We start from the raw sequence: 24,592 nt of genomic DNA on the forward strand, positions 1-24,592 counted from the left end.
AGGAAATTATTTAATAAATTTCCTGTTATAAAAGATTAAAAAAGTTCTCATCATTTTCTAATTAGACTTTTACATCCTGCTTAGTTTACGATGAAAAGAAAAGATGAGGACTGATTCGACATGACCAATCGAATTTTAATAATAGAGGATGAGGAAAAGATTGCAAGGGTGCTACAACTGGAGTTGCAATTTGAAGGCTATGAGGCTGAGATGGCACATACAGGAACAGAAGGCTTACTGAAATACCGTGAGCAGCAATGGGATTTAATTTTATTGGATATTATGTTACCTGAAATGAGTGGCATGGATGTACTAAAGCGTATACGTGCTACTGAATCAAAGACACCTGTTATCATGCTGACAGCTAAGAATGAGGTGGAGGATAAGGTAAAGGGTTTAGACCTGGGGGCAAATGACTATGTGACAAAACCATTTGAAATTGAGGAATTACTTGCACGGATTCGAAGTTCTTTAAGATTTTCACAAAAAAGTTCCACCCAGCAAGAACAAGTTACATTTGGTCTGTTATCCATTAATGAGCAAACACGAGAGGTAATCTATTATGGAACAAGTATTGACTTAACACCTCGTGAATATGATCTTCTCCTATATTTACTTAAGCATTCAAAGCAGGTATTAACACGAGAGCAAATATTACAGGCTGTTTGGGGCTATGATTATTATGGAGATACCAATGTTGTGGATGTTTATATTCGTTATGTTCGACAAAAATTGGAGGCAGCTAACGATACACCTATAATTCATACAGTACGTGGTATTGGCTATGTGCTGAAGGAGCACAAGCATGCGACTTAAAACAAAAATTCATTTACTGACAACACTGTTAATGCTCGTAATTTTAGTGGCAACGAACAGTGGGATTTATTTTTTGTATGAGCAGCTTGCCTATAACACTGAATATAAGCAGCTTCAAGCACGTGCTAACGAGCTTAGTTCAGCACTAAGTCAATTGAATGAGCAGACCAATTTGCAGCAAGTATTAAGAGCGTATATGCCAACGGATGGAGCTGTTTATATTTATGAAGGAGAGCAGTTAAAAACAAAGGTTCAGGCTACTTTTGAAATGTCAAAGACTCCTTCTATTAGCTACTCAATGCCTGCCATCTGGATAGATGGTACAGTTATACAAATTCAATTAAAGCAATCAATGGAAGAGGTAGCGGCAACTTTGAGTTTACTTAAGGTCATTTTAATCATCGTCTCTATTGTTGCATCTATTCCTATCTTCTTAGCAAGTTTAGCACTAGGTCGTTTAATTTTACAGCCGTTGGAACGTTTAAATCAAACCATGCTCAAAAGTGCAGCTACTGGAAGCTATGAAAAAATTGTTCTCACTGATAAAGGTGGAGATGAGTTAGCAAAAATTAATCATACCTTTAATATGATGATGGAAAAACTTGAACAGCATTACCAAAAGCAACAGCAATTTGTATCCAATGCTTCACATGAGTTAAAGACACCCATTACTGTTATTGAAAGCTATGCAAAATTATTATTACGCAGAGGCTTTGATAATAAAGAGGTGGCTCAAGAATCATTACAGGCAATTGTCAATGAATCCTCTCGTATGCATGAAATGGTCTTGCAGTTACTTGAATTAGCAAAAAATAAGGAGCACCTTGCTATACAATTCACACAGCTTGAGCTTTCTCCTTTGTTAAGGAAGGTTTCTTCCCAAATGCAGCAGGCCTATCATCGATCCTTCATAGTTGATGCTGAAGTACCTCGTTATATGTATAGTGATGAAAAATTGGTAAAGCAGCTGCTCTTCATCCTACTTGATAACGCACGTAAATATAGTGAGGGCGATGTCTATATACATGCAACAGAATCTGCGGACTGTGTGATAATTACAATACAGGATAAAGGAATAGGAATACCTGCTGAGCATATTCCTCATTTATTTGAACGCTTTTACCGTGTTACTGAGGATCGTAATCGAAAAACTGGCGGCTCGGGATTAGGTCTTGCTATCGCACAAGAACTTGCGTTGCAATTAGGAATTATAATAGAGGTTGAAAGCAAACTTGGTCAGGGTTCAAGCTTTATTTTACGTGTGCCAAAGGAGGGACTGCAATGAAAAGATGGCTTATCATTGGTATCGTTTCCCTCATAATGGCAAGTATCATTTTACTGTTTATTCAAAATCGTTTTTTTCAAGCAGAGCCCTTTAATGAAGCAGAAGCCATTCAGCATATCGAAACTATCTATAATGGCCAAGTAAAGGAAACTGAAAAGCGAGGAAATGATTATAGAATGGTATTTGTCCGTGACAGAGCCATTTATACAGTACTACTTGATGCTGCTTCAGGACAGGTCAGAGAATTAAGACTAAAGGAAGCTGAAAGGAAATTGTTATTATCAGAAAAACAAATTAAGCAGCTTATGGAGAGTACTTATGGGGAAGTCGAAAAAATCAAACTAAATCAAACTATTTATACAGTACAGGTAGAAAATAAAGATACTCAAAAGGAGCTAACCATAGACGCTTATACTGGTAAGGTTTTAACAGAAAAAGATATGCAGCCTGTCAACCAACCAGAAGGTGGAGGAATGCTTTCAGAGCAACAGGCAATTAAGATTGCCTTACAGCAATTAAATGGTGAGGTAGATTCCGTTGATTATGAGGAGGCAGAGGATGGTGGCTACTATTTAGTAGAAATTGAAACGAAGGATGAGGAAGCCGTTTTTCAAATACATGCAATTTCAGGACAAGTGATGTCTGTTACATGGGATAAAGATCATTAAATGTTCTCATGAAATTCTAATGTTTCTCTTATTGTCCTATCATCTTAACTTGTTATGCTAAGGTCAGTTAAGACAAAGGAGAGAGGATTATGAAGAAAATAATTTTAATTCCAGCATTTGTAGGTGTACTTGGTGTCGGAGCGGTGATTGGTTCTACAACATTACTAACAGGTGATGCAGAAGAAAAAAAGGTATTAACAATGCAGGAGATTGAGAAAAAGGCATTAGCAGTTGTAAACGGTACAGTTGCGGATATTGAGTTCGATCAAAACCGTAATCGTTCTATCTATGAGGTTGAGGTGCAAACAGAGACGGAAGAATATGATTTAAAATTTGATGCTTTCACAGGGAAACTGTTAAAGCAAAAGAAAGAGCTTCGTGATATGGATGATCACTATGTAACTTCTACTAACAAAACAACGAAAATTACCAAAGAGCAGGCTATTGAAAAGGCACTAACAAAAGTAAAGGGAACAGTTACAAAAATAAAACTTGATGATGGCTTGTATGAAATAGAAATTAAAAACGGACAATATGAATACGAAATTGATGTTGATTCCTCAACTGGGGACATAATTAGCTTTGAGCAGGATATTGAAGATTAATGTGCTTTAGCTATCTTAAAAGTGGGAATATACTTTTAAGATAGCTTTTTTCGTATAATTCCATAATCAATTTTTGTTATTTACATGGCTAAAGAAGCTTATGTTTTTCACACGTTTTAATGAAAAATTTTCTTCTTTACTTTTTTAATCGACAGGCGTAATATGACATCATTATAAAAGTTTCAAATTTCTAAATCGCTGAAGCAACTAAACGCGGGGGACCCGATTTTTACGGATGACTTAGGTAATCCTTGGGGTGAATCTCTTCAATTATGGAGGGTAGGGCTACTCAGGCCCGAATCCGACAGCTAACCTCGTAAGCGTTAAGAGCAGAAAAGTGGAGCTTGGCAGACGAATGAACGTCTACAAGTCTTATTTCGTGATGACTTGTGGACTTTTTTTATCCCATGTATCTTCATTCAGTAGAAGACTCCCCTCTACAGGTGGAGAGATGAATGCAGTTTTGGTTCCTTTTCAGTGGATGTCCCAACACCTACTGAATGAAGATAATGCCTCCGGCGGATGTCACGGATTTTAAAAGGAACGAATTGTGCGGGCACAATTCAAAATCCGGACGCAATGTTTATCTGTAGCGAAAGCAAAGCGGCAGCTACAATTACGCCAAGGCGAAATTGATCGTTCTAGGGATAAAAAGAAAGCCCCAGTGTATAACCGATTATGCGAAGGCGTAATCGATTTAGAAATGCGAAACACACTCTATGAAACTAGAAGGTGTTTATTATGAAATCTTCCTTAAAACGTTATGTTATTGGTAAACCATTAAGATCCGACGCGTTAGGGGAACAAAAGCTAAGTAAAACAAAGGCACTTGCCATTTTATCATCTGATGCTTTGTCATCGGTGGCATATGGGCCTGAGCAAATATTAATTGTACTTATGACTATAAGTACAGTTGCCTTTTGGTATTCACTACCGATTGCTGCTGGAGTAATTGTGCTACTAACAGCACTCATTTTTTCGTATCGTCAGGTGATTTTTGCTTATCCGCATGGTGGAGGGGCATATGTTGTGTCTCGGGAAAATTTAGGCGTCAATGCTGGTCTTGTTGCAGGAGGGTCATTACTTGTTGATTACATTTTAACAGTTGCTGTTAGTGTATCAGCGGGGACCGATGCGATTACTTCAGCATTCCCAAGTCTGCATTCGTATAATGTTATAATTGCTGTGTTTTTTGTTATTTGTCTAACGATTTTAAACTTACGCGGTGTAACGGAATCAGCATCTGTTCTAGCATATCCGGTTTATTTGTTTGTAGTAGTGATGCTGGTGCTGATTGGAGTAGGGATTTACAACGTCATTACTGGTCAGGTTCCTGCAGAACTGCATCCAAAGGTTGGGACACCAGTAGCTGGAATTAGTTTATTTATATTATTAAAGGCATTTGCATCAGGAAGCTCTGCTTTGACTGGTGTTGAGGCTATTTCAAATGCCATACCTAATTTTAGAGATCCGGCACCAAGAAATGCCTCAAAAACTTTATTAGCAATGGGGGCAATTTTAGCTGTACTATTTATAGGTATTGTCAGCCTAGCTTATTTTTATGGAGTTGCCCCAAATGCAAAAGCAACAGTAGTTTCACAAATTGCAGAGGCAAGCGTTGGTAGAAATATTTTTTACTATATTGTTCAGGGAACGACGGCAATGATACTAGTACTTGCTGCGAATACAGGATATTCGGCCTTTCCTTTACTTGCTGTTAATTTATCAAAGGATGGTTTTATTCCTCGAATCTTTCAAATTCGTGGAGATCGCCTCGGCTATTCGAATGGTATTATGATGCTGGGCCTAGCAGCCATTGTATTAATCATTTTATTTGATGGGATGACAGAACATTTAATTCCGCTCTATGCGGTTGGGGTGTTTATTCCGTTTACTTTAGCACAGTCAGGGATGATGCGAAAATGGTGGCGTGAAAAACCTAAAGGCTGGATACCTAAATTTACAATTAACACAATCGGAGCAATTATCTCATTTGTTGTTGCTATGATGTTTTTTGTGACGAAATTACCTCAGGTATGGCCGGTGTTTATCTTTTTACCAATCATAATTCTAATGTTCCATCGCATCAAGCATCATTATCAGGCAGTAGGTGAACAGCTTAGATTAGTGGATCAGGAGCTTCCAATTATTGAGGGAAATGTTTTCATTGTACCTGTGGCTGGGGTTACAAAGGTAGTGGAAAACACTTTACATTATGCACAGTCATTAAACGTAGATAAAATTATTGCCTTTTATGTAGCTTTTGATCAGGCTGATGCGAAGGCTTTTGAGGAGAAATGGAAAGCCTGGCAGCCAACTATACGGCTTGTAACATACTACTCTCCATATAGAAGTATTACACAGCCGTTAATGAAGTTTATAGATAAGGTAGAACATCAATGTCTGAAAACAGGGCATCAAGTAACTGTTGTGATTCCACAGTTTTTACCGAAAAAAGGATGGCATCATATATTGCACAATCAATCGAGTCTATTAATTCGTGCTTCTCTGTTATTTCACAAAAATGTCGTCATTATGACAGTACCTTTTCATTTATCAAAATAATGACTAGCAAGGTTGAAAATTGTCTGATATAATCAGTACGTTGATTGTAAAACACGAACGTTTACAATTAAAAATTAATAGAATACCAGTAAATTCCGAAAAATCAAACTTTATTCAAGGTGCCATATAAGCGCATACCGAATGAAGTGTGGATTGAAAAACGGAATAGCCATAAGGAAGTTTTTACAGTTTCATACCGTTTCACTCATATAATAGCGAGAATAGGGCTCGCGAGTTTCTACCGATTTACCGTAAATAAATCGACTATGGGTAGCAATGCTTTAGGAAACCTCATACAAGGTAATGATGTTTTCTATTCGTTTCGACGTTTTACGCTGAATGCTTTGCTCCACTCGTAGATGAATGGAATCAAGGTATTCAGCGTTTTTTTATCTTCATTCAGCAAATGTTTTTTGTATCGAAAGCATAGCGGCAGATGTTTTTTGCTCGTAAGTGTAGCGGCAGCGGCAGATATAGAAGACTCCCACCTCACAGGTGAAAAGATTAATGCGGTTTTGGTTCCTTTCAGTGGTTGTCCAAACACATACTGAATGAAGATAAAGCCTCCGGCGGATGTCACGGATTTTCAAAGGAATGAATTGTGTAGGCACAATTCAAAATCCGGACGCAATTACGCCAAGGCGAAATTGATCACTTGGAATGAGCGTTTTTAGATTTTCCTATAATGGGTGTTATCAGCTCATAATAAGTTATTACTATAAGAAAGAAGGATATAAAGGAAATGAAGTTACTACACGACAAAATTACGCAAGAGGGAAAAGTTTTATCTTCATCAGTATTAAAGGTAGATTCTTTTTTAAATCACCAAATCGACCCAATGCTAATGAAAGAAATTGGCCATGAATTTGCCAACCGCTTTTCGGACCAAGTTATTACAAAAATATTAACGATTGAATCTTCAGGAATTGCACCATCCGTTATGTTAGGGCTTGAAATCGGTGCTCCTGTAGTGTTTGCACGTAAACGTAAATCATTAACATTATCAGATAATCTTTTTTCTTCAAAAGTACATTCATTCACAAAAAATGAAACAAATGATATTTCTGTATCACGTAATTTCTTAAATGCAGAGGATAATGTACTAATCGTCGACGATTTCCTAGCGAATGGGGAAGCAGTAAAGGGATTACTTGACATTGCAGCTCAAGCAGGTGCCAATGTGGTTGGTGTTGGTATCGTTATCGAAAAAGGCTTCCAAGATGGAGGGAAATTATTACGTCAACAAGGAGTTCGTGTAGAATCATTAGCCATTATCGACTCCCTAGAGGATGGCAACGTAACATTTGCTGCGGAGGCTCGCGCGTAATGAGTACCTTCAAGTCGACAACGCTAGCGATTCAACATTTACTTGCGATGTATGCTGGAGCCATCTTAGTACCACTCATTATCGGTGGGGCTATTGGCTTTAATTCAGCACAAATGACATATTTAGTGGCGATTGACATTATGATGTGTGGGATCGCAACGCTATTACAAGTGTATTCAGGTAAGTTTATCGGTATTGGCTTACCAGTAGTGCTAGGCTGTACGTTTACTGCGGTTAGTCCAATTATTGCGATTGGGACAAATCCTGAGCAGGGGATTACAGATATTTACGGTTCTATTATTGCTTCAGGAGTCATTGTTGTTATTATTGCTGGCTTTTTCGGAAAGCTAGTAAAGTTCTTCCCACCGGTTGTGACAGGTTCTGTAGTATCAATTATTGGTATTTCTTTATTACCAGTAGCATTGAACAATATGGCTGGGGGACAAGGGGCAGAGGATTTTGCATCAGGCGCTAATGTCGCTTTAGCATTCATTACATTAGTTATTATTCTAGTGGTTTATCGTTTTTCTACAGGCTTTGTGCGTGCGATTTCTATTTTAATCGGTCTAGTTGCTGGGACAATCCTAGGAGCGATTATGGGAATGGTCGACTTTAGTCCAGTTTCAGACGCAGATGTGTTACACATGGTTCAACCTTTCTACTTCGGTATGCCAACATTTAATGCATCTGCAATTGTCACTATGACACTTGTTGCGATGGTTTCTCTAGTAGAATCATCAGGTGTTTATTTTGCACTAAGCGATATTTGTAATAAAAAATTAGATTCAAAGGATTTAGCACGCGGCTATCGCTCAGAAGGTCTTGCCTCTGTGATCGGAGGTATTTTCAATGCCTTCCCTTATACGACTTTTTCACAAAACGTGGGACTAACGCGTATGTCTGGTGTAAAAGACCGTAAAGTCATTTATATCACAGGTGGCCTCCTTGTAGCACTTGGCTTCCTACCAAAAATCGCAGCATTAACAACGATTATTCCAACACCAGTACTTGGTGCGGCAATGCTTGCAATGTTCGGTATGGTGATTACGCAAGGTATGGGTATGCTTGTACCAGTTATGAACGAGTCAGCAGAAAATGCGATGATTGCTGCGATTGCAGTAAGCCTTGGTGTCGGTGTATCAGTTGTTCCAGGAATTTTTGATGCACTACCAGCAAAAGTCTCAATCTTAACTTCAAATGGTATCGTTTGTGGTTCCGTAACAGCGATTATCCTTAATATTTTATTCAACATGATTGGGCCAAAGCATAAGAAAGACCCAATGCATGGAGAGATATGACCTTAATATAAAATACCGCCTGCTTCTAGATATTACTAATAAGCAGGCGGTATTTTTATATTATTTATTCAGAAACATTACTAGCATCACTTAAAGACAATGCTTTAGTTTCTTGAGCCCAAGCAATCGACGCTAGAGTACCAAGAGCATTGTATTTTGTAGCCATACTCATTGGAAACAGGAACGTACTAGCAAAAGCCTCATCTGAGGGAACGAATATCTGTTGGGAAATTTTCCGCTGGGAATATACCTAACAGCAGATAAAATTAATGTAACAACGATCATAAGAACCATTAGATGACTTGGTAATACGGAAAAGGGAATCCAATGAACTTTTAGTCCATGTAGATGTTTGAAATAAAATGAATGGGGAATTGCTAAGTAAACGATATGCTAGTTTTTTATAGAATGTAACTACTTATTTAAACATATATAGAGTATATCCATTACTTTTTGAAAGGTCTCTGACAAATGCAAAGTATAGTTCTGATTTTAATACTTCAATTGGTTTATGTGCCTTTTCTAACATTACGAACAATATTTTTGGTAAAAAATATTACTTTTCTTGCTGCTTTATTCGGTATGATGGAGATGTTAGTGTATGTATTTGGCCTTTCACTAGTTTTTAGTGGAAAACAAAGTATGTTAGCCATGGTCGTTTATGCCATTGGTTTCGGTCTAGGTATTTTTTTAGGTGCAAAAATCGAACGAAAACTAGCGATTGGCTACGTTTATACGACTATCAATACTCAGAATAAAAACGATGAGCTCATAAATTACCTGCGGAATGAAGGCTTTGCTGTAACCATCTATGTTGGTGAAGGACGAGATAGTAATCGCTATAAATATGAAATATTAACAAAGAGAAATCGCGAGGTGGAGCTTTTTCAAATCGTGGAGCAATTTGAACCAAATGCGTTTATTATTTCATATGAGCCTAAGTCATTTAAAGGTGGATTTTTGCTAAATCGAATGAAGGTAAAGCAAAAATGATGGAATTTACAACAAAATAGACCTCTGCTTTTCAGGCAGAGGACTATTTTTAACTTTTATGATACTTCCTGTTAACCCATTCTTTAAATAATTCAAAATCAGTATAAACGACTTCCTTGTAACGCATTGCTTGTAAAATACTACTTTCCACAAATACACGGCGCTCTTGTCCAATGGCATTTAAAATTTCCTCTTCACTATGGTAGGTGAAAACCTGTGAGTAATCAACATCGGCACGAGCATGAATTTTAGCGGCAATTTGGCCCATAGTTGCAGCAGTTGTAAAATAATCCTCTAAATCCCGATAGTTTTTCGGCTTTACCTTTTTCTTATAAGGAGAGCGCTCTCGAATGTAGTATTCTTGACCATCCATTGTAACATAATCAAGATGTGGGTCCTCTAGATGATGCATTGCTTTTTGAGTGCTGACTACACGGGCCCCTTGATGCTTATAATTCTCCCAAAAAATCTCATTATATGGCAAAAAGTAAGCTGGAATGGCTATGCGAATCTCCTTCATTTCAAGCACTAAATCATCTACTCCTAACGCATCTGTTTGACCCTCAACTAAAATATAATAACGTTTCAGGCCTATAGATGCTGTTCCCGAGCCGTATTTGATGGCAATATCTTTAATTTTATAGCTCGGTAATACAGTGGTAATAGCAGCATATTCCTCAGCAGAGACGGGCTGTACTTCATCATTCCATTGGAAAACACGCTGACCAGCATCGTTAATATATGTTATATCCTGTAAAAAATGTGAACGTTGCCGTTTTTCCAGCTTTTTCAGCACTCGTTTAATCGGCCCCTTTGTATTATGTTTAGTGAATGTTAGTGTCAGTGGATCGTCCTGCTTACGTTGGAATCGTTTTAATTGATGAATATAACTATGTAAAAAATGATGAATAGCTGTTTCCTGGGCAGCCTGATGTAAGCCCTGCTCCTCAAGATATAGTGCAATACTAACACTCATGCGAATAATATCATAGAGGTAAGAGCCAACATAGCCTTCATCGAAATCATTAACATCAAACACAATGTCGCCTGTTTCATTTTGAAAGGCGCCAAAGTTGTCCATATGCATATCACCCTGTATCCATGCAGGTTTAACATCAGAGGTATGGAAGATAGAGGGGGATTTTGTCACATCAAAATAAAATAAGTAGGCACTTCCGCGGAAGAAGCGGAAGGGACTTTCTAGCATCGTATCATACTTTTCTTTTCGTTGCTTTTCGCTTAATTTCATTCTCTGTACATCAAACTCTTCAAAAATAGTAGTTAGCAAAGATTTTCTTAAATGTAAGCGTGTATTCTTTACACGCTCTAATAGTGCATGTTCCATATTTATACCCCTTTTCATTTATTTACAACTATATACTGAGAATAAAGGAATAAGTTTCGATTGTTAAGTAGAAGAATGAAGTTTTTTAAGTGTACCTATTATTAAGAATTTTATCGAGCGGACTCGATAAAAAAATTGAGAGTATTCTTGTACAAAGACGTATTTGATAACATGTTCATTTTAAAATTTTCATACTATATTTACATGCTAAGTCCCGGAGGGGGGTTGTATGTATTTTTTTACGAAAGGCCTGGTTATCCTTATAGGAAGTACTGCTGTATCGTTAGGAATTAATTTATTCTTAACGCCCTATCAAATTTTAGATGGGGGCGTTGTAGGAATAGCACTTATTTTATACTATTTGTACAAGTTAAAAATCGGATTAATGATTATCATCATTAGTATTCCGATTTTTATAATAGCTTGGTATAAATATAGAGCGTATTTTTACAATAGTATACATGGATTAATTGCCTCTTCACTTATTATTGATTTATTGAAGCCTGTTCGCAATCTAATTCAAATAGAAGCCATCTATAGTGCCATATTAGGTGGGATTCTTATGGGGTTTGGGATAGGTTTAATGCTTAGATTTCAGACAAGCACTGGCGGTACAGATTTAATTGCGCAGTTCATATGCGATAAAACTGGCATTAATGTAGGGATTCTTATATTTATGATTGATTCCATTGTTATCGTTGTAGGAGGGTTCCTTTTATCATCTAGTACACTGATGCTGTCCATTATCACAGTATTTGTTGTCGGCATTACTACCAGCTTAATGACTAGTCAGCCAAAATAAAAAAATAGCTTCAGTAAGACTGAAACTATTTTAAAGTTCTCAGCGAGAGCTTTTCATCATTCTTTTTTTTGGATGAGCGGGTTTGACCTCCGCAATTAATATAGCAAGCAAAATTAGTATCGCACCTACAACCATGCGACCTGTTAATACCTCATGTAAAAATATGACTGACAATACCATACCGAAAAAGGATTCTGTCGACAAGATAATTGCAGCCTTTGTAGCAGAAGTATATTGATTTGCCACATTTTGAAATAGATAGGCAAGGGTAGTTGAAAAAATAGCTAAGTATATAATGGAATAAATAGCTTCTTTTTCAAGTGTAGTAGGGATGTCACCTTGACTGGCTACAACCAGAATACCTAATAATGATGCTGTGATAAATTGAATAATTGTCAGGGCAATGGCATCTTCCTTTTGGACAAAGAGGTTTGTACAGAAAATATCAAAGGCAAATGCAACAGCACATGCTAAGGAAAGTGCGTCTCCTATATTCATTGTCAATGAGCCCTGTAGTGATAAAAAACCGATTCCGACAATAGCCATAATTGAACCAATAATTTCATAGCCATCTATACGACGTTTGTAAACGGCATATGCGATTAATGGAACAACAATAACATTGACTGCTGTTAAAAAGGCATTTTTAGATGGGGTTGTATATTGTAAACCAACAGTCTGAAGTGCAAAGGCAATGTACAATATGGTGCCTAATATAATCCCTTTCCAAATTACTGATTTTGAAGCTTTTTTTAATCTGTAGCCAAATATTGTTGTTAGTATAATGGCAGCTAATATAAATCTCCCTGCCATTACTTGATAAGCTGTTAAATATTCTAAAGCGATAGCTGTTATAACAAATCCGCTACCCCAAACGATAGCTGTAACTAAAAGCATACCGTCAGCCATATATTGTTTCATCTTTCTTCCTCCTAACTTTACTAGAATAGCATGAGAGGGAGAAAATTATTTTGATTTTAATTCTAAATTTTCAGGCGTTTCTTTGTACTTATTCCAAAGCTGCTAATTAATCATTCATTTTGCTATGTAATAAGTACAATTTAACGGCTGCTGCCAGACGTTCATAGAAAACATACTCATTCTCCATAGGTGCTAATAGCTGACGAATTTTTGCCATTCGATAGCGAATAGTGTTTGGGTGGCAAAAATGAGCAACCGCCACTTCTTTGATATTCCCTTTTTTTCTAATATAGGTAATGGCGGTTTTAATTAAATCTGGATCAGCCTTTTCCTCAAGTATGGGGCCAAGATAGCTATTCACATAGTCCATAGCAAATTTAGCGTCCTTACGGTGTAATTCAATTAACAAACAGTCTGATGCAAGGGTTTGGTACTGACGATGAGGAATTGCTTCGATTTCAGCCATGATGCGTGCGTAGTAAGCCTCACGAACAGCAATGGCTAGTTCCTGTTGAGCTACATGACAACTGCTATAGCCAAAGGTCAATGGTTTAGTTGAAATGGCATACATCCCTAACCATTCATTTAGAAATTTTTCAAATTGAAACTGCTCAGATGAATGAGTAAATAAAATAAAGAGACTCTGTTTATAAGAGCAAATCATTCCAGATTTCATTAGGGGCTCTAATTGAAATAGGGGTTGCATCCATTGATTATCAACATAATCTTTTACTTGAATATTGGCGACAAATACATATTTATCAAAGGGTTTATTGATTTGCTGTAAGAAGGATTTGATTTGTTCATCGGGGACATCCTCCTCGATAAGACGTCTCATCATCGTCTCTAAAAAAAATGAATAATCCTGTGTTTTTGCATAGGCCATCGTCTCTAAAATGATTTTTTCGAAAAATTCATCTCCCCCAAATCGTAATATTGGGAAATTGTTTTTATCTGCATACATTAAAACTTCCTCTGGTAAATCTTCATAGATTACAGGCTTATAAGCTAAAGCACTTGCCCCGAGCTCAATAAGATTTTTCACTGCATTCAATAAATATTCCGGCTGTTGCTTAGCAAATAATAAGCTGCTTAACACAACACTATTTGGTGTAAAAATCGTGTCACGCACAGTTTGAATATCAGGTGAAAATTCAAAGTCTAGAATTTCAACATTTTGAACTGATTTATGTAATCCATTGCGACCAGCAACGACTGTAAAATCTTTTGTAATAGGTAGTTGTAAAAAGTTCTCCACGTTCATAAGGATATCAAGCAACCTTTCTTGAGATTGAGCTTCTACTACTTATTATAAAAGTAATTGTCAATAAAATTCTATTAGTATTGATGAATCACAGATTTCAACGAAAAAAATCTGCTGACGATTACAATCAGCAGATTTCTATTAAAATATTTAATGCTTAAAGGTTTGCAAAAATATTAGGCTTTCTATTTTTCAGTGGATTTGTTTGCTCAATTGCATAGCCAACATTCAGAATAAGACCTTCTTTAAAGGCAGGTCCTATGATTTGTAGGCCTACTGGTAAATTGTCTTTAAAGCCACAAGGGACGGAAAGGGCAGGTAATCCTGTTAAGTTACTTGGGCCTGTAAAACGAATGATATTGTCAATTAAATCAACCTTTTCACCATTTAAAGTGGCAAAATTATCACCGATAGTACTAGCCACTACAGGCAATGTAGGTGATATTAATACATCTACCTGATTAAATATTTGTGAAAACTCTTGTTTAATTTGTCGACGCACTTGCTGAGCCTGCAAGTAATCCACTGCAGATGGTAATTCACCTAGCTCAAATAACAGACGGATATCATCACCAAAATCCTGTGGTCTGCTTTGTAAATCTGAATGATGGATGGCTGCAGCCTCTGAAAGGGAAGTAACCAGCTCAGCCCATTCAGCATATTGCAGGGAAGGGATACGAACAGTTTCAACTTTTGCACCCTGATCCACTAAGCTTTGAATACTTGCTCGCACAGCCTTTTCTACATCTGAATCAACGCGATTAAAGAAATAATCTTCGTTGATTCCAATAACTAAACCTTTTACATCGCCTGTGATTTGCTGGCTGTAATTCTCAGTTTTGACATCTACACAAGTAGGGTCTCTATGGTCAAAACCGGCGATAATTTCTAGCATACCTGCCGCATCTTTGACTGTCTTAGTCATAGGTCCAATATGATCTAAGCTCCAGGCAAGCGGGTAGCAGCCATACTTACTTACACGTCCATGGGTAGGCTTTAAGCCAACAATTCCACAGGCTGATGAAGGAATTCGAATAGAGCCAGCAGTATCAGTACCTAATGAGGCAACACTAGCTCCTGCTGCTACTGCTGCACCAGAGCCACCACTAGAGCCTCCTGGAATCTTCTCTAAGTTCCAAGGGTTGCGAACAGGTCCATAATGGGGGTTATTATTAGTAATCCCCCAAGCATATTCATGCATGCTTAATTTTCCTGTAAAAATCACACCAGCATCACGAAGCTTTTCTACGACAGTCGCGTCATAGCCAGATACGAAATCTTTATGAATCTTGGAAGACATCGTTGTAATTTTATCTTTAAAATACAGATTATCTTTTAAAGCCATTGGAATCCCGTGGTACATTCCACGGTACTGTCCGTTTAAAATCTCTTTTTCTACAATTTGTGCCTGTGCTAAGGCCTCTTCACGGTAAAATGCCATATATGCGTTAATCTTTGGCTGACTTTCTTCTGCAAAATCTAAGATTGATTTCGTCAATTCCACGGGAGAAAGTTTTTTAGCCTCCAGTAAAGGTGCCAGCTCTTCAACAGACTTTAAATGTAAATCAGTTGTCAATATGATCACCTCCAGGGAGATTACGGATAGCAATATCAGCGTCATCGATAGCGATTCCCTCTAAATTACCTCGAAGCGACTGCATGCCTTCCCACCGTATTTTTAATTGTTCAAGGTGTTCAGATTTTGGTGTAATTCCTTTGTTCTCCAATATTTGTTGAATAGACAAGCTCATTAACAGGATCCTCCCTTGGAAAAAAGTTTTTATCTAAATAGGTTTCCCTACTAAGAACAAATTTTTATAAAAGTTAATAAAATACTATTATTACAAGCATACACTAATTATGAAATATATCAAAATTATATTTGAATAGTTTGTATATTGCGAAAAATGTACTATGGTTAAAAATAATTAAAAAAGCTTACTTTTAAGAGAGCAATGAGTTTGTTTGATAGAAATCTAGTGCTTGGGCTACCTCTTTTTACATCCTGTTCACAGTACATTTACAATAAAGGGGTACAATAGATCATAATAACCAATTTAAGAGGTGCAAGAATGGAGTCTGTTGTGAGACAAAGCATAAAAACTAGTAATGTATTTTCTTATTTGAAGCATCTATACGAGCAGCATCAAAACAATACATTGTTTATAAAACGTTTAAAGGCATTAAAGCAAATTATTCAAGAAAATGCTTTACATACTTATTTTCAACCAATTGTTGATATTCAGACTATGCAGACATTGGGGTTTGAAGCGCTAAATCGTCCAGAGCCTTCTCAACTGTTTTCAAATGTCGATCAGTTTTATGAATTCGTTGGACAGACTGACTGTGTTTTTTTATTTGAATGCTTTTGTCGTAACCTTTCATTGCAACGTTTTAAAGAGAGATTACCCGAAGATTTGATAAATAGAGATTTTTTAGTTTTTCTAAATATACACCCGAATGTACTACTAGATAAGAAATATCATAGTGGTGAAACCTTGCAATTGTTAAAGGAGTTGGGAATTAAACCGCAGCAGGTTGTATTTGAGCTTACAGAGCGTAGTGCAGTGGTAGATTTTGTAGAGTTTGAACGTGTGTTATCACATTATCGATCACAGGGCTATAGAATTGCAGTGGATGATATGGGTTCAGGCTATAACAGCCTAAAAACACTTATTTATTTAAAGCCCGAATTTATTAAGCTAGACCGCTCATTAATTCAATTTATCGATCAAAATAGTGAACAGCAGCAGCTTGTGACATTGTTGATGGGATATGCAGAGCAGGTAGAAACAAAAATTATTGCAGAGGGTATAGAGCGGCAAGAGGAGCTTGAATATTTGCATAAAATAGGTATTCATTATGCCCAAGGATATGCGATAGGAAAGCCCGCAAAGGAAATACATTTGGGGGAAATAAGGATGGGTGACCATGAAGATAGGGGAAGTCATTGAAACTGTTCCTTGTATTGATGAATTTGTGAAAAACAGAGAGGTGGATTTACTGTTTACAAGTAATCTATCGTTGCGAAGTGTTGTTGTTGTCAGAGATGAGAGACCAATTGGGCATATTACACGCACACATTTCTATCAAAAAATTGGTACACGTTATGGCTATAATTTATTTATGGGACGTCAAAACCAACTTGTTATTAAGGACAATCCTTTAATGGTAGAACATCATGCACCTATTACTGAAGTTAGCACAGTCGCAATGAGTAGACCTCCAGAAGATTTATATGATGATGTTATAGTTACACGAAATGGTATATATGTTGGGGTAGTTAGCATTCGCGAACTATTACTAAAGCTTGTAGATACCCAAGTAGCTATTGCAAGCTTCTTAAATCCATTAAGTAGCCTTCCAGGTAATAAATTAATTGATGAAAAACTAGAAGAAGCGTTGTTATTACCACAATATAGCTTAATCTATTTCGATTTAGACCATTTTAAAACCTATAATGACACGTACGGTTTTAATAAAGGAGATAAAATTCTACTATATTTAACAGATATTTTGAAAAGAAATATCGTTGGTGTAGAAGATTTTTTAGGGCATATTGGAGGAGATGATTTTGTCGCAATTCTCCCTCATTTTGATACTCTTCCTATTTGCGAAAAAATTATAAATGAGTTTGATGCTAAAATTTTAAACTTCTATAACCCAGAGGATTTAGCTACATTACAGTTTCATAATAGAATGGGGAAGCTAGAGCCCTTTAGATGTACATCTCTATCAATCGCGGTGATTACCAATCAAAATCAACAATTCACCTCTGTCGAGCAATTGTCAGATGCTGTGACACGTGTAAAAAAACAATGCAAAAAGATTTCTGGAAGCTGTTATTTAATTAATGAATACAAAAAAGAAACCTACCTCATTCATTAATTGGTCCGCACCCAAAAGTTAGAGCTAACAAACTAACTTTTGGAGTGTTTTTGTATGGCAAAATATAGCGAAGAAATTAAAGATGATAAAAGAGTATCTTGAGGTTAATCTAGGATACCACTTACTTACTCAAAAATATCCTCTGTCCGTGCGAAGCTGGGTTCGTAACTATAAAGAATTAGGCATGAAGGACTTTCTGTAAAAACGACATTTATTCTGTTCAATTCAATTTGAATGTATTACATTTTATATTTCTTTCCTATTATTACTCCACTACCAGTCATAACCACTACTTTATCTTGTATTCTCTATATAAAGAACTTTTTCCCAAAGCAAAAAGATTTAACGTTAAACTAAATTTATTATATTTCGTGTTTGGGGCATAATCAAAGACAAGGAATCGCTTTCATTTTAGGAAATTATTAATCTGAATAAAACATACTTGAATTATAGGGATTATGGGTATATAATTCGATTTACATCATAATTAAGCATCTTAGGAGGATTTCCATTGTCTACATTACAAATAATTCTTAACGTAGCCGTTTTGCTCGTGTTCGTTGGAATTTTATATTTTATGAACAAAAAACACGTTAAGTTTTCAAATCGTGTTTTTACAGGTTTAGGTCTAGGAATTGCACTTGGTCTTGGACTTCACTTAATTTATGGTATCGATTCTGAGATATTGGCTAAAACGACTTCTTGGTACAATATTATCGGTACGGGTTATGTGAAATTACTACAAATGGTTGCTATGCCATTAGTATTTATTTCAATTTTAATCGCCTTTACAAAAATGAAGGTGGGTAAAAATTTTGGTAAAATGGCTGCACTCATTTTAGCCATTTTAATTGGTACGACGGCTGTATCAGCAGCAGTAGGTATTTTATCAGCAACTGTATTTGATTTAGATGCATCACAAATTATGCAAGGTGATGCTGAAACTGAGCGTGGCGCATATATCGAAGAAAAAACTTCCGGATTAGCTGCACCAGATTTACCAACGCAAATTATTGAGCTGTTCCCAGCAAACCCATTCCTTGATTTAACAGGAGCTCGTTCAACATCTACGATTGCCGTCGTAATTTTTTCAGCTTTCTTAGGCTTTGCCTATTTACGTGTAGCACGTAAGGATGAAGCGATGGGTGCAACGATTAAGAAGGGTCTAGATGCCATCTATGCATTAGTAATGGGTGTTGTAACAATCGTTTTACGTTTAACACCATACGGTATCCTTGCCATTATGGCACGTACAGTAGCAACATCTGATTTTGGGGCAATTTATAATTTGGGTAAATTTGTCATTGCATCCTATGCAGCACTATTTATTGTGTTAATAGTACACTTATTAATCTTAACATTAAGTGGTTTAAATCCCTTTACGTATTTAAAAAAATCTGCGGAAACACTATTATTTGCCTTTACATCGCGTTCAAGTGCTGGTACTTTGCCAATGAACATTAAAACGCAAACTGGCCGTCTAGGTGTACCAGAGGGAATTGCGAACTTCTCAGGTTCATTTGGTTTATCGATTGGTCAAAATGGCTGTGCTGGTGTCTATCCTGCGATGCTAGCCATCATGATTGCGCCTACTGTTGGCATTAATCCACTTGATCCAGTGTTCATCATTACTGTGATTGCAGTAGTGGCAATTAGTTCATTTGGTGTAGCTGGTGTTGGTGGAGGTGCAACATTTGCAGCAATTCTAGTCTTATCAGCACTTGATTTACCAGTTGCGCTTGCAGGTATTTTAATCTCTGTTGAGCCATTAATCGACATGGGTCGTACTGCGCTAAATGTAAGTGGTTCTATGACAGCGGGTGTAACAACTGCACGTGTAACCAAAGAATTGGACACAGACATGTACAATAATAAAGAATTAGGTGCCCAAGTATCAGACCTATAAAAAATTAAGAAGGAGCTATTCTCTATTGAGAGTAGCTCCTTTTTAACTGCTTTTGAATAGCCATTGTTTTTAATAATTGGGCATTTAAATTATTTTGACATAAAAATCCTTACCATTAATTAGTTCGCTAAGTTCAATGGCATAATTGGTTTTATAGTAATCGTATATATTGCGTGCTAACCCGGAGTGACCATTTAAATATGTTCCCTTTATAATTTCCTTACGTGGATTATGAAAATCAAAATACAAGCGTGAATCGTGGCACATTGTATCCAAAATAGCTTTAAATTCTTGCTCTTCAATATGAATTCCACGCGTATATTTGCATTCTCTGCGGTACGTATCATGAGAAACATTGACTGGGGAAGGCTCAAGAATCATTTCGATTTTTTTATTCAAATGTCAACAGCTCCTTTTAGGATATTAGCAACATGACTAGATGAAATTCAAAGATGGTTATTTTAATGAGTTAACCTTATAATTAAGTATATAATTGTCAGAAAATTATATCAATATTTTTCTACCAATCTTGTTGCGCTATTTCCTCAGCTATTACTTGTAAGTCGTAGGCATTAATTGTTAAAAGTGTGTAGTCGTGAGTGTCCATATATTTTTCTGCTAGACGCTTCATATATTTTGGGGAGCCCTCGTTTTCTTCATCATAAATAAGTAGCAGACCATCTGTGTTTTGAATGATAAATTTATCCTTCTCGATAAATTGCCAGGGAGCCTCATATGGCTTTTTCGTAACACTCGTCACAAAATCTGCTTGAGCTAATAAGGCTTGATATTTTTCCTTTTTATGGTCCTGCCAATTTTTCTCCTGCTCAAGGAAGGGAGTAATAACTGCATATTTTAAATGAGGGAATTCTTTTTTTAATAGCAAGACAATTTCAGCTCCCCAAGTTTCTACACCGGGCTGTCCACTAATGATAATCCACTCTAAGCCTTCATCCATTAGTATACGTAGATGGGTTTCAAGCGCTTTTTTGATAATGGCTATACCTGGATGCTTGTCATTGAAAATTCCGAGTTCATGAGGCTTATAGCCAGTGATAATGAGTCGTTGTAACAATAAAATGCCCCCTAATCTGTATAGTAGTAATAGTATACAGTAGGAGGCAATAGAAAACGAATTCCTTTATGCTTTACAGTCGTTAAAAAGTTAAAATGCAAATAGTGTTAGGACTACAGCTACAGCAGCACAGATGCCTAAAAACCACCATGTGTCTGTAAAGTCCTCTTTGGTGTCACTATTCATGTGTTATCTGTCCTTTCTTTTTAATCTGTCCATTCCATGACCAATTTGTCCATGCTCGTAGTACAGCTTCGAATGGTCCGCGCTTAAATTTCTTTAAATAGGCAATGCTAAACGCGCATTGCAAGCTATAAACTATAATACCGAATACAATGCCGCCAAGAACTCCCAGCTTGCTATATAATCCTAGGCCATATCCGTAAAAGATTGTTGTACAAATAATGGTTTGCATTAGATAATTAGTAAGTGATAATTTACCAACACTTTCAAAGGCAGGGGAGAGCAATTGAACAGGACGTGATTTAAATAATAGTGCTGCTAGGCAGACATAGCCAATTGCTAAAAGCTGTGAGCCTCCCATTACTAAAAGATTCGAAAAATTATTTTCTATAAAACTAAAACTTTTACAAGCTAGCCCAATCGGAACAAGTAATGCACCTAGTTTATACCATTTTTTCTCGTCCTCCATATTCACAAATGCTTGCTTTTTAGCGAATCCCATACCAAGTAGGAACAAAGGAGCGTAGAAGATAGGTGCAAATATAAGGATGATGAAAATATAGGAAGGATCATCCATTCCAGGAGGTAAAGTATTTGCTCGAAAATCATAAATATCTAAATAACTTCCATTTGCATACAAATTATCAGCTTGCTCGATGTAAGTCTCTAATTCTTTTTGTTCCTTTTTAGTTGGATCCATGTGACCGAATGTTAAAGCGGTTGTCAGTACAAAAAGAATCCCAGCCCAAATAAAAAGTGTTTTTGGCTTACGGTTAATAAAAGGGAGTAAAAATAGAGTCATGCAGCCATAGGATAGAAGTATATCTCCCTCCCATAACAGTGTTGAATGAAGCCAGCCAAGTGCAATAAGCCCAGTGGCACGACGTAAAATGGACCAGCGACTTTTATTTTTTCTTTTACGAATGGATTCAATCATTTTAATAAGAGAGAAGCCAAATAAAATTGTAAAAATAGGCATGAATGATCCTTCGATGAAGATTTTAACGAAATATAAAGCACCATTATCGATGGTTGAAAGATGTTGAAGCTCATCTTTACCATACATGCCAAATTGGAAAATCAGTAAATTCGCCATTAAGATGCCAAATAAACTAAAGCCACGCATTGTATCAATGAAGGTTACACGGTTTGTTGTCATTGCGTTTTATCTCCTTAATTGGTTATCTTATACATAGTGTACTTAGTAAAGCTTATGGCTAAATAATGACAGCCTTAAAGTAATCTTAAAAGTAGGTGGTAGAATGCAAGATGCATCAATTTTAGTGTTAGAGGATGAACGTGCTATTGCGGAAATGATTGAAATTATATTGGGGAAAGATGGATTTTCAAACATTACATTATGTAGCACTGTAGAAGAAGCGAAAAAGAACTTAGAGATGAAAGCCTTTGATTTTTATTTATTAGATATAATGCTACCAGATGGAAATGGGATAGAAATGGCGAATCTAATTCGTGAGCGTAGCGATGCGCCTGTATTCTTTTTAACTGCCAAGGGTAGTGATGCTGATAAGCTTCGGGGGTTTATGAATGGAGCAGATGATTATATTACAAAACCATTTAATCCACTTGAGCTGGTAGCGAGGGTGAAGGTACAGCTTGGACGCTATCTTAAAAAGAAGGATGTATCACAAAACCATCTTTTTGTATGTAGTCGATTTACATTTAATATCGATGCAGCAGAGATAATCGTAGATGGGACAAAGGAAATTATTAGTGGGCGTTTATTTCATTTATTAAAATATTTATGTGAAAATACTGGGCAGGTATTATCAAAGGAGCAAATTTATGAGCGTGTATGGGGCGATTGCTTATTTGATGATAATACTGTAATGGTGCATATTCGAAAACTGCGAGAAAAAATAGAAAAGAATCCAGGTAAACCAACTTGCATTATAACTGTAAGAGGCATTGGTTATAAACTTGTCGGAGATGCTCTTTCATGAAGCCAGCCAGAAAATTAACACTTCGTTTTGTATCTTATTTCATTGTTTTTTATTTGTTAATTATCTCAGGCTTTGTCATTAGTTTGGTGTCCTTCGGGATCTTTATCAATAAACGAGTGGGCGATAATATTCATGTAATGACCTCCTACGAAATTAAAGATGATGCTGTTGTAGAAAAGGGAGCCTCTATTAAAATTGCTGATTATTTAGTGAAGAGAGCGAATGAGAATGCAGGACAATTATACTTATTTGATCAATCCATGAACATTGTTGATTACACAGGAGACATATGTGAGCTATGTGGAATGACGGATAGTGAGGTATTGAATCTTAAGAGACTAGGTATGCATACATGGGAGATTCCTGGCTATTATTTATTATTTCTGCCAATATCACCTGTTCAGTCAATTATTGAGGATTCACTTCAAAGTTGGGAAGAAAAGGGAGAGATACCGTCAGAGCTACTTCAACGTATTCAGGATAAAAAGGCATCTATTGAAATCTATAATGAGCAATGGGACCGTGTAGAAGTCATTGGAGAGCGTTATAAAAAACTCCATAAGCCACAGTTGCTAGAAGAAAAATACGATATTTTTGAGCATGAAGAGTTAATACAGAGTGCAGCTTTAGAAAATGGTTCAACACTGGTTGTGCGCATGCCAAATCCATCGTATAAGCCATTTGAGGAGCCATTTAATAAAGCAATGCTGTTATTTATCTCCACCTTTTTTGGAGGGCACATTATCTTGTTAATTGGTGTAATATTTTTATCTATAAGCATTTCTCGTCAATTTGTACGACCACTTGTTTATGTATTATCTCGAATCGACCGACTTACTCAGTTTGATTATAGTGAGGTAAGTGACAAGAATATTCATCATCAGAAGACAGGGAAGCTAAAAAAGAAATTTAAATTATTTCAACCTGTGGATGAATCTCTCAACCATTTATCAGAACGACTTTCTTTTAATGAACGGCAAATTAAACAAGCAGAGCAATTACGCGAAGAGTGGATTACAGGGCTATCACATGATTTAAAAACACCTCTTAGCTCAATTTATGGTTACTCCACTATGCTTGCTTCAGAAGACTATAATTGGTCAATGGAGGAAATGCGTATTTTTGCAAGTACAATGCAGGAAAAAGCAACGTATATGGATGCACTTATTCAGGATTTAACCTATACGTATCAATTAAAAAATAAAGCCATTCAACTTGAAAAAGTATTGATACCACTTGCTTCGTGGCTACCAAAGTTCGTGGATGAGCAAGTATCTGTAAATGTATATGGAGATGTTATGTTGGAAGCTGATGAGCTTTTGTTAAAACGAATTTTAGATAATTTGATTACCAATGCGAAAAAATATACACCTAAAGGCACCAAAGTAATGGTAGATGCACAGCAAATCAATAAATCTGTAGTAATGACAATCACTGATCAAGGACCTGGCATACCACAGGAAGAGTTAGATAATTTATTTGAACGATATTATAGAGGTACTAATACTACGGATGATACTACTGGTACAGGATTGGGACTAGCTATTACGAAACAATTAATTGATCTGCATAATGGATCGATCAGCGTTCGAACAGACTCGGATGGCACAGTTTTTGTTTTAACATTTCAATGTCAATCATTATAAAGAAGGGTAGTACAGGTGATGAATCACTTTGTACTACCCTT

Annotated in this window: 22 protein-coding genes and 2 riboswitches; of the genes, 14 read left to right on the forward strand and 8 right to left on the reverse strand. The window is 36.5% G+C overall.

Going from position 1 to position 24,592, the window contains the following annotated elements; translation table 11 throughout:
• Window positions 1–120: 120 nt before the first annotated feature.
• The 8 genes from QNH24_RS01485 to QNH24_RS01520 all read left to right on the forward strand — a co-directional run bounded on the left by QNH24_RS01485 (window position 121) and on the right by QNH24_RS01520 (window position 9,557).
• Window positions 121–816 (forward strand): response regulator transcription factor, encoded by a 696-nt coding sequence (locus QNH24_RS01485; protein WP_283870416.1) that lies wholly within the window; start codon window positions 121–123, stop codon window positions 814–816.
• A complete protein-coding gene (locus QNH24_RS01490) occupies window positions 806–2,101 on the forward strand; it encodes a sensor histidine kinase (RefSeq protein ID WP_283870417.1) in 1,296 nt (431 codons plus the stop codon). Before QNH24_RS01485 ends, QNH24_RS01490 begins: the two co-directional genes overlap by 11 nt.
• Window positions 2,098–2,769 (forward strand): PepSY domain-containing protein, encoded by a 672-nt coding sequence (locus tag QNH24_RS01495; RefSeq protein WP_283870418.1) that lies wholly within the window; start codon window positions 2,098–2,100, stop codon window positions 2,767–2,769. Before QNH24_RS01490 ends, QNH24_RS01495 begins: the two co-directional genes overlap by 4 nt.
• A gap of 89 nt (window positions 2,770–2,858) precedes the next feature.
• Window positions 2,859–3,374, forward strand: coding sequence for a PepSY domain-containing protein (locus QNH24_RS01500; RefSeq protein WP_283870419.1), 516 nt, complete (start codon window positions 2,859–2,861; stop codon window positions 3,372–3,374).
• 186 nt (window positions 3,375–3,560) lie between these two features.
• Window positions 3,561–3,711: riboswitch (cyclic di-AMP (ydaO/yuaA leader) on the forward strand.
• 404 nt (window positions 3,712–4,115) lie between these two features.
• Window positions 4,116–5,939, forward strand: a complete 1,824-nt coding sequence (locus tag QNH24_RS01505; protein ID WP_283870420.1) for an APC family permease — start codon at window positions 4,116–4,118, stop codon at window positions 5,937–5,939.
• A gap of 185 nt (window positions 5,940–6,124) precedes the next feature.
• A riboswitch (purine riboswitch) is annotated at window positions 6,125–6,226 on the forward strand.
• A gap of 455 nt (window positions 6,227–6,681) precedes the next feature.
• On the forward strand, window positions 6,682–7,266 hold the full coding sequence (locus QNH24_RS01510) for a xanthine phosphoribosyltransferase (protein ID WP_283870421.1): 585 nt from the start codon (window positions 6,682–6,684) through the stop codon (window positions 7,264–7,266).
• Window positions 7,266–8,564 (forward strand): nucleobase:cation symporter-2 family protein, encoded by a 1,299-nt coding sequence (locus QNH24_RS01515; RefSeq protein WP_283870422.1) that lies wholly within the window; start codon window positions 7,266–7,268, stop codon window positions 8,562–8,564. Before QNH24_RS01510 ends, QNH24_RS01515 begins: the two co-directional genes overlap by 1 nt.
• Window positions 8,565–9,035: 471 nt before the next feature.
• Window positions 9,036–9,557 (forward strand): DUF2179 domain-containing protein, encoded by a 522-nt coding sequence (locus tag QNH24_RS01520; protein ID WP_283870423.1) that lies wholly within the window; start codon window positions 9,036–9,038, stop codon window positions 9,555–9,557.
• A 49-nt stretch (window positions 9,558–9,606) separates the two neighbouring features.
• Here the strand turns inward: QNH24_RS01520 and QNH24_RS01525 are convergent, their stop codons facing one another.
• Window positions 9,607–10,902 (reverse strand): DUF2252 domain-containing protein, encoded by a 1,296-nt coding sequence (locus QNH24_RS01525; protein WP_283870424.1) that lies wholly within the window; start codon window positions 10,900–10,902, stop codon window positions 9,607–9,609.
• Window positions 10,903–11,131: 229 nt separating this feature from the next.
• On the opposite strand from QNH24_RS01525, the gene QNH24_RS01530 reads away from it, so the two are divergent.
• A complete protein-coding gene (locus QNH24_RS01530) occupies window positions 11,132–11,704 on the forward strand; it encodes a YitT family protein (protein WP_283870425.1) in 573 nt (190 codons plus the stop codon).
• A 39-nt stretch (window positions 11,705–11,743) separates the two neighbouring features.
• Here QNH24_RS01530 and QNH24_RS01535 read toward each other — a convergent pair whose 3' ends face one another.
• The 4 genes from QNH24_RS01535 to QNH24_RS01550 all read right to left on the reverse strand — a co-directional run bounded on the left by QNH24_RS01535 (window position 11,744) and on the right by QNH24_RS01550 (window position 15,640).
• Entirely contained in the window at window positions 11,744–12,625 is an 882-nt protein-coding gene (locus tag QNH24_RS01535; protein ID WP_283870426.1) for a DMT family transporter, read from the reverse strand.
• 106 nt (window positions 12,626–12,731) lie between these two features.
• Complete coding sequence (locus QNH24_RS01540) at window positions 12,732–13,889, reverse strand: PucR family transcriptional regulator (RefSeq protein WP_283870427.1); 1,158 nt, start codon at window positions 13,887–13,889, stop codon at window positions 12,732–12,734.
• Window positions 13,890–14,046: 157 nt separating this feature from the next.
• Complete coding sequence (locus QNH24_RS01545) at window positions 14,047–15,465, reverse strand: amidase (RefSeq protein ID WP_283870428.1); 1,419 nt, start codon at window positions 15,463–15,465, stop codon at window positions 14,047–14,049.
• Window positions 15,455–15,640 carry a hypothetical protein gene (locus tag QNH24_RS01550; RefSeq protein WP_283870429.1) on the reverse strand — a complete coding sequence of 62 codons (186 nt, stop codon included), beginning with the start codon at window positions 15,638–15,640 and terminating at the stop codon, window positions 15,455–15,457. Before QNH24_RS01550 ends, QNH24_RS01545 begins: the two co-directional genes overlap by 11 nt.
• Before the next feature lie 321 nt (window positions 15,641–15,961).
• On the opposite strand from QNH24_RS01550, the gene QNH24_RS01555 reads away from it, so the two are divergent.
• The 3 genes from QNH24_RS01555 to QNH24_RS01565 all read left to right on the forward strand — a co-directional run bounded on the left by QNH24_RS01555 (window position 15,962) and on the right by QNH24_RS01565 (window position 19,683).
• Window positions 15,962–16,843: an EAL domain-containing protein gene (locus QNH24_RS01555; protein ID WP_283870430.1), complete on the forward strand. Its 882-nt coding sequence runs from the start codon at window positions 15,962–15,964 to the stop codon at window positions 16,841–16,843.
• Entirely contained in the window at window positions 16,821–17,777 is a 957-nt protein-coding gene (locus QNH24_RS01560; RefSeq protein ID WP_283870431.1) for a GGDEF domain-containing protein, read from the forward strand. Before QNH24_RS01555 ends, QNH24_RS01560 begins: the two co-directional genes overlap by 23 nt.
• Before the next feature lie 511 nt (window positions 17,778–18,288).
• Window positions 18,289–19,683 carry an L-cystine transporter gene (locus tag QNH24_RS01565; protein ID WP_283870432.1) on the forward strand — a complete coding sequence of 465 codons (1,395 nt, stop codon included), beginning with the start codon at window positions 18,289–18,291 and terminating at the stop codon, window positions 19,681–19,683.
• 84 nt (window positions 19,684–19,767) lie between these two features.
• Here QNH24_RS01565 and QNH24_RS01570 read toward each other — a convergent pair whose 3' ends face one another.
• The 3 genes from QNH24_RS01570 to QNH24_RS01580 form a co-directional block, all read right to left on the reverse strand.
• Window positions 19,768–20,082: a hypothetical protein gene (locus QNH24_RS01570; RefSeq protein WP_283870433.1), complete on the reverse strand. Its 315-nt coding sequence runs from the start codon at window positions 20,080–20,082 to the stop codon at window positions 19,768–19,770.
• Between the two features lie 121 nt (window positions 20,083–20,203).
• Entirely contained in the window at window positions 20,204–20,758 is a 555-nt protein-coding gene (locus QNH24_RS01575; protein ID WP_283870434.1) for an SLOG family protein, read from the reverse strand.
• A 178-nt stretch (window positions 20,759–20,936) separates the two neighbouring features.
• Entirely contained in the window at window positions 20,937–22,100 is a 1,164-nt protein-coding gene (locus QNH24_RS01580) for a DUF418 domain-containing protein (RefSeq protein WP_283870435.1), read from the reverse strand.
• Between the two features lie 103 nt (window positions 22,101–22,203).
• On the opposite strand from QNH24_RS01580, the gene QNH24_RS01585 reads away from it, so the two are divergent.
• Both QNH24_RS01585 and QNH24_RS01590 read left to right on the forward strand, forming a co-directional pair.
• Window positions 22,204–22,905, forward strand: a complete 702-nt coding sequence (locus tag QNH24_RS01585) for a response regulator transcription factor (RefSeq protein WP_283870436.1) — start codon at window positions 22,204–22,206, stop codon at window positions 22,903–22,905.
• Complete coding sequence (locus tag QNH24_RS01590; protein WP_283870437.1) at window positions 22,902–24,551, forward strand: sensor histidine kinase; 1,650 nt, start codon at window positions 22,902–22,904, stop codon at window positions 24,549–24,551. The genes QNH24_RS01585 and QNH24_RS01590 overlap by 4 nt, the downstream gene beginning before the upstream one ends.
• Window positions 24,552–24,592: the final 41 nt, after the last annotated feature.

The organism is Lysinibacillus pakistanensis, from assembly GCF_030123245.1.
Taxonomy (GTDB): domain Bacteria; phylum Bacillota; class Bacilli; order Bacillales_A; family Planococcaceae; genus Lysinibacillus; species Lysinibacillus pakistanensis.

Coding starts and splice junctions, on each gene's coding strand:
- QNH24_RS01535 (WP_283870426.1), bottom strand. CDS start 12,625: ATGAAACAATATATGGCTGACGGTATGCTTTTAGTTACAGCTATCGTT.
- QNH24_RS01500 (WP_283870419.1), top strand. CDS start 2,859: ATGAAGAAAATAATTTTAATTCCAGCATTTGTAGGTGTACTTGGTGTC.
- QNH24_RS01495 (WP_283870418.1), top strand. CDS start 2,098: ATGAAAAGATGGCTTATCATTGGTATCGTTTCCCTCATAATGGCAAGT.
- QNH24_RS01515 (WP_283870422.1), top strand. CDS start 7,266: ATGAGTACCTTCAAGTCGACAACGCTAGCGATTCAACATTTACTTGCG.
- QNH24_RS01490 (WP_283870417.1), top strand. CDS start 806: ATGCGACTTAAAACAAAAATTCATTTACTGACAACACTGTTAATGCTC.
- QNH24_RS01525 (WP_283870424.1), bottom strand. CDS start 10,902: ATGGAACATGCACTATTAGAGCGTGTAAAGAATACACGCTTACATTTA.
- QNH24_RS01550 (WP_283870429.1), bottom strand. CDS start 15,640: ATGAGCTTGTCTATTCAACAAATATTGGAGAACAAAGGAATTACACCA.
- QNH24_RS01540 (WP_283870427.1), bottom strand. CDS start 13,889: ATGAACGTGGAGAACTTTTTACAACTACCTATTACAAAAGATTTTACA.
- QNH24_RS01520 (WP_283870423.1), top strand. CDS start 9,036: ATGCAAAGTATAGTTCTGATTTTAATACTTCAATTGGTTTATGTGCCT.
- QNH24_RS01590 (WP_283870437.1), top strand. CDS start 22,902: ATGAAGCCAGCCAGAAAATTAACACTTCGTTTTGTATCTTATTTCATT.
- QNH24_RS01505 (WP_283870420.1), top strand. CDS start 4,116: ATGAAATCTTCCTTAAAACGTTATGTTATTGGTAAACCATTAAGATCC.
- QNH24_RS01510 (WP_283870421.1), top strand. CDS start 6,682: ATGAAGTTACTACACGACAAAATTACGCAAGAGGGAAAAGTTTTATCT.
- QNH24_RS01580 (WP_283870435.1), bottom strand. CDS start 22,100: ATGACAACAAACCGTGTAACCTTCATTGATACAATGCGTGGCTTTAGT.
- QNH24_RS01530 (WP_283870425.1), top strand. CDS start 11,132: ATGTATTTTTTTACGAAAGGCCTGGTTATCCTTATAGGAAGTACTGCT.
- QNH24_RS01555 (WP_283870430.1), top strand. CDS start 15,962: ATGGAGTCTGTTGTGAGACAAAGCATAAAAACTAGTAATGTATTTTCT.
- QNH24_RS01485 (WP_283870416.1), top strand. CDS start 121: ATGACCAATCGAATTTTAATAATAGAGGATGAGGAAAAGATTGCAAGG.
- QNH24_RS01585 (WP_283870436.1), top strand. CDS start 22,204: ATGCAAGATGCATCAATTTTAGTGTTAGAGGATGAACGTGCTATTGCG.
- QNH24_RS01560 (WP_283870431.1), top strand. CDS start 16,821: ATGAAGATAGGGGAAGTCATTGAAACTGTTCCTTGTATTGATGAATTT.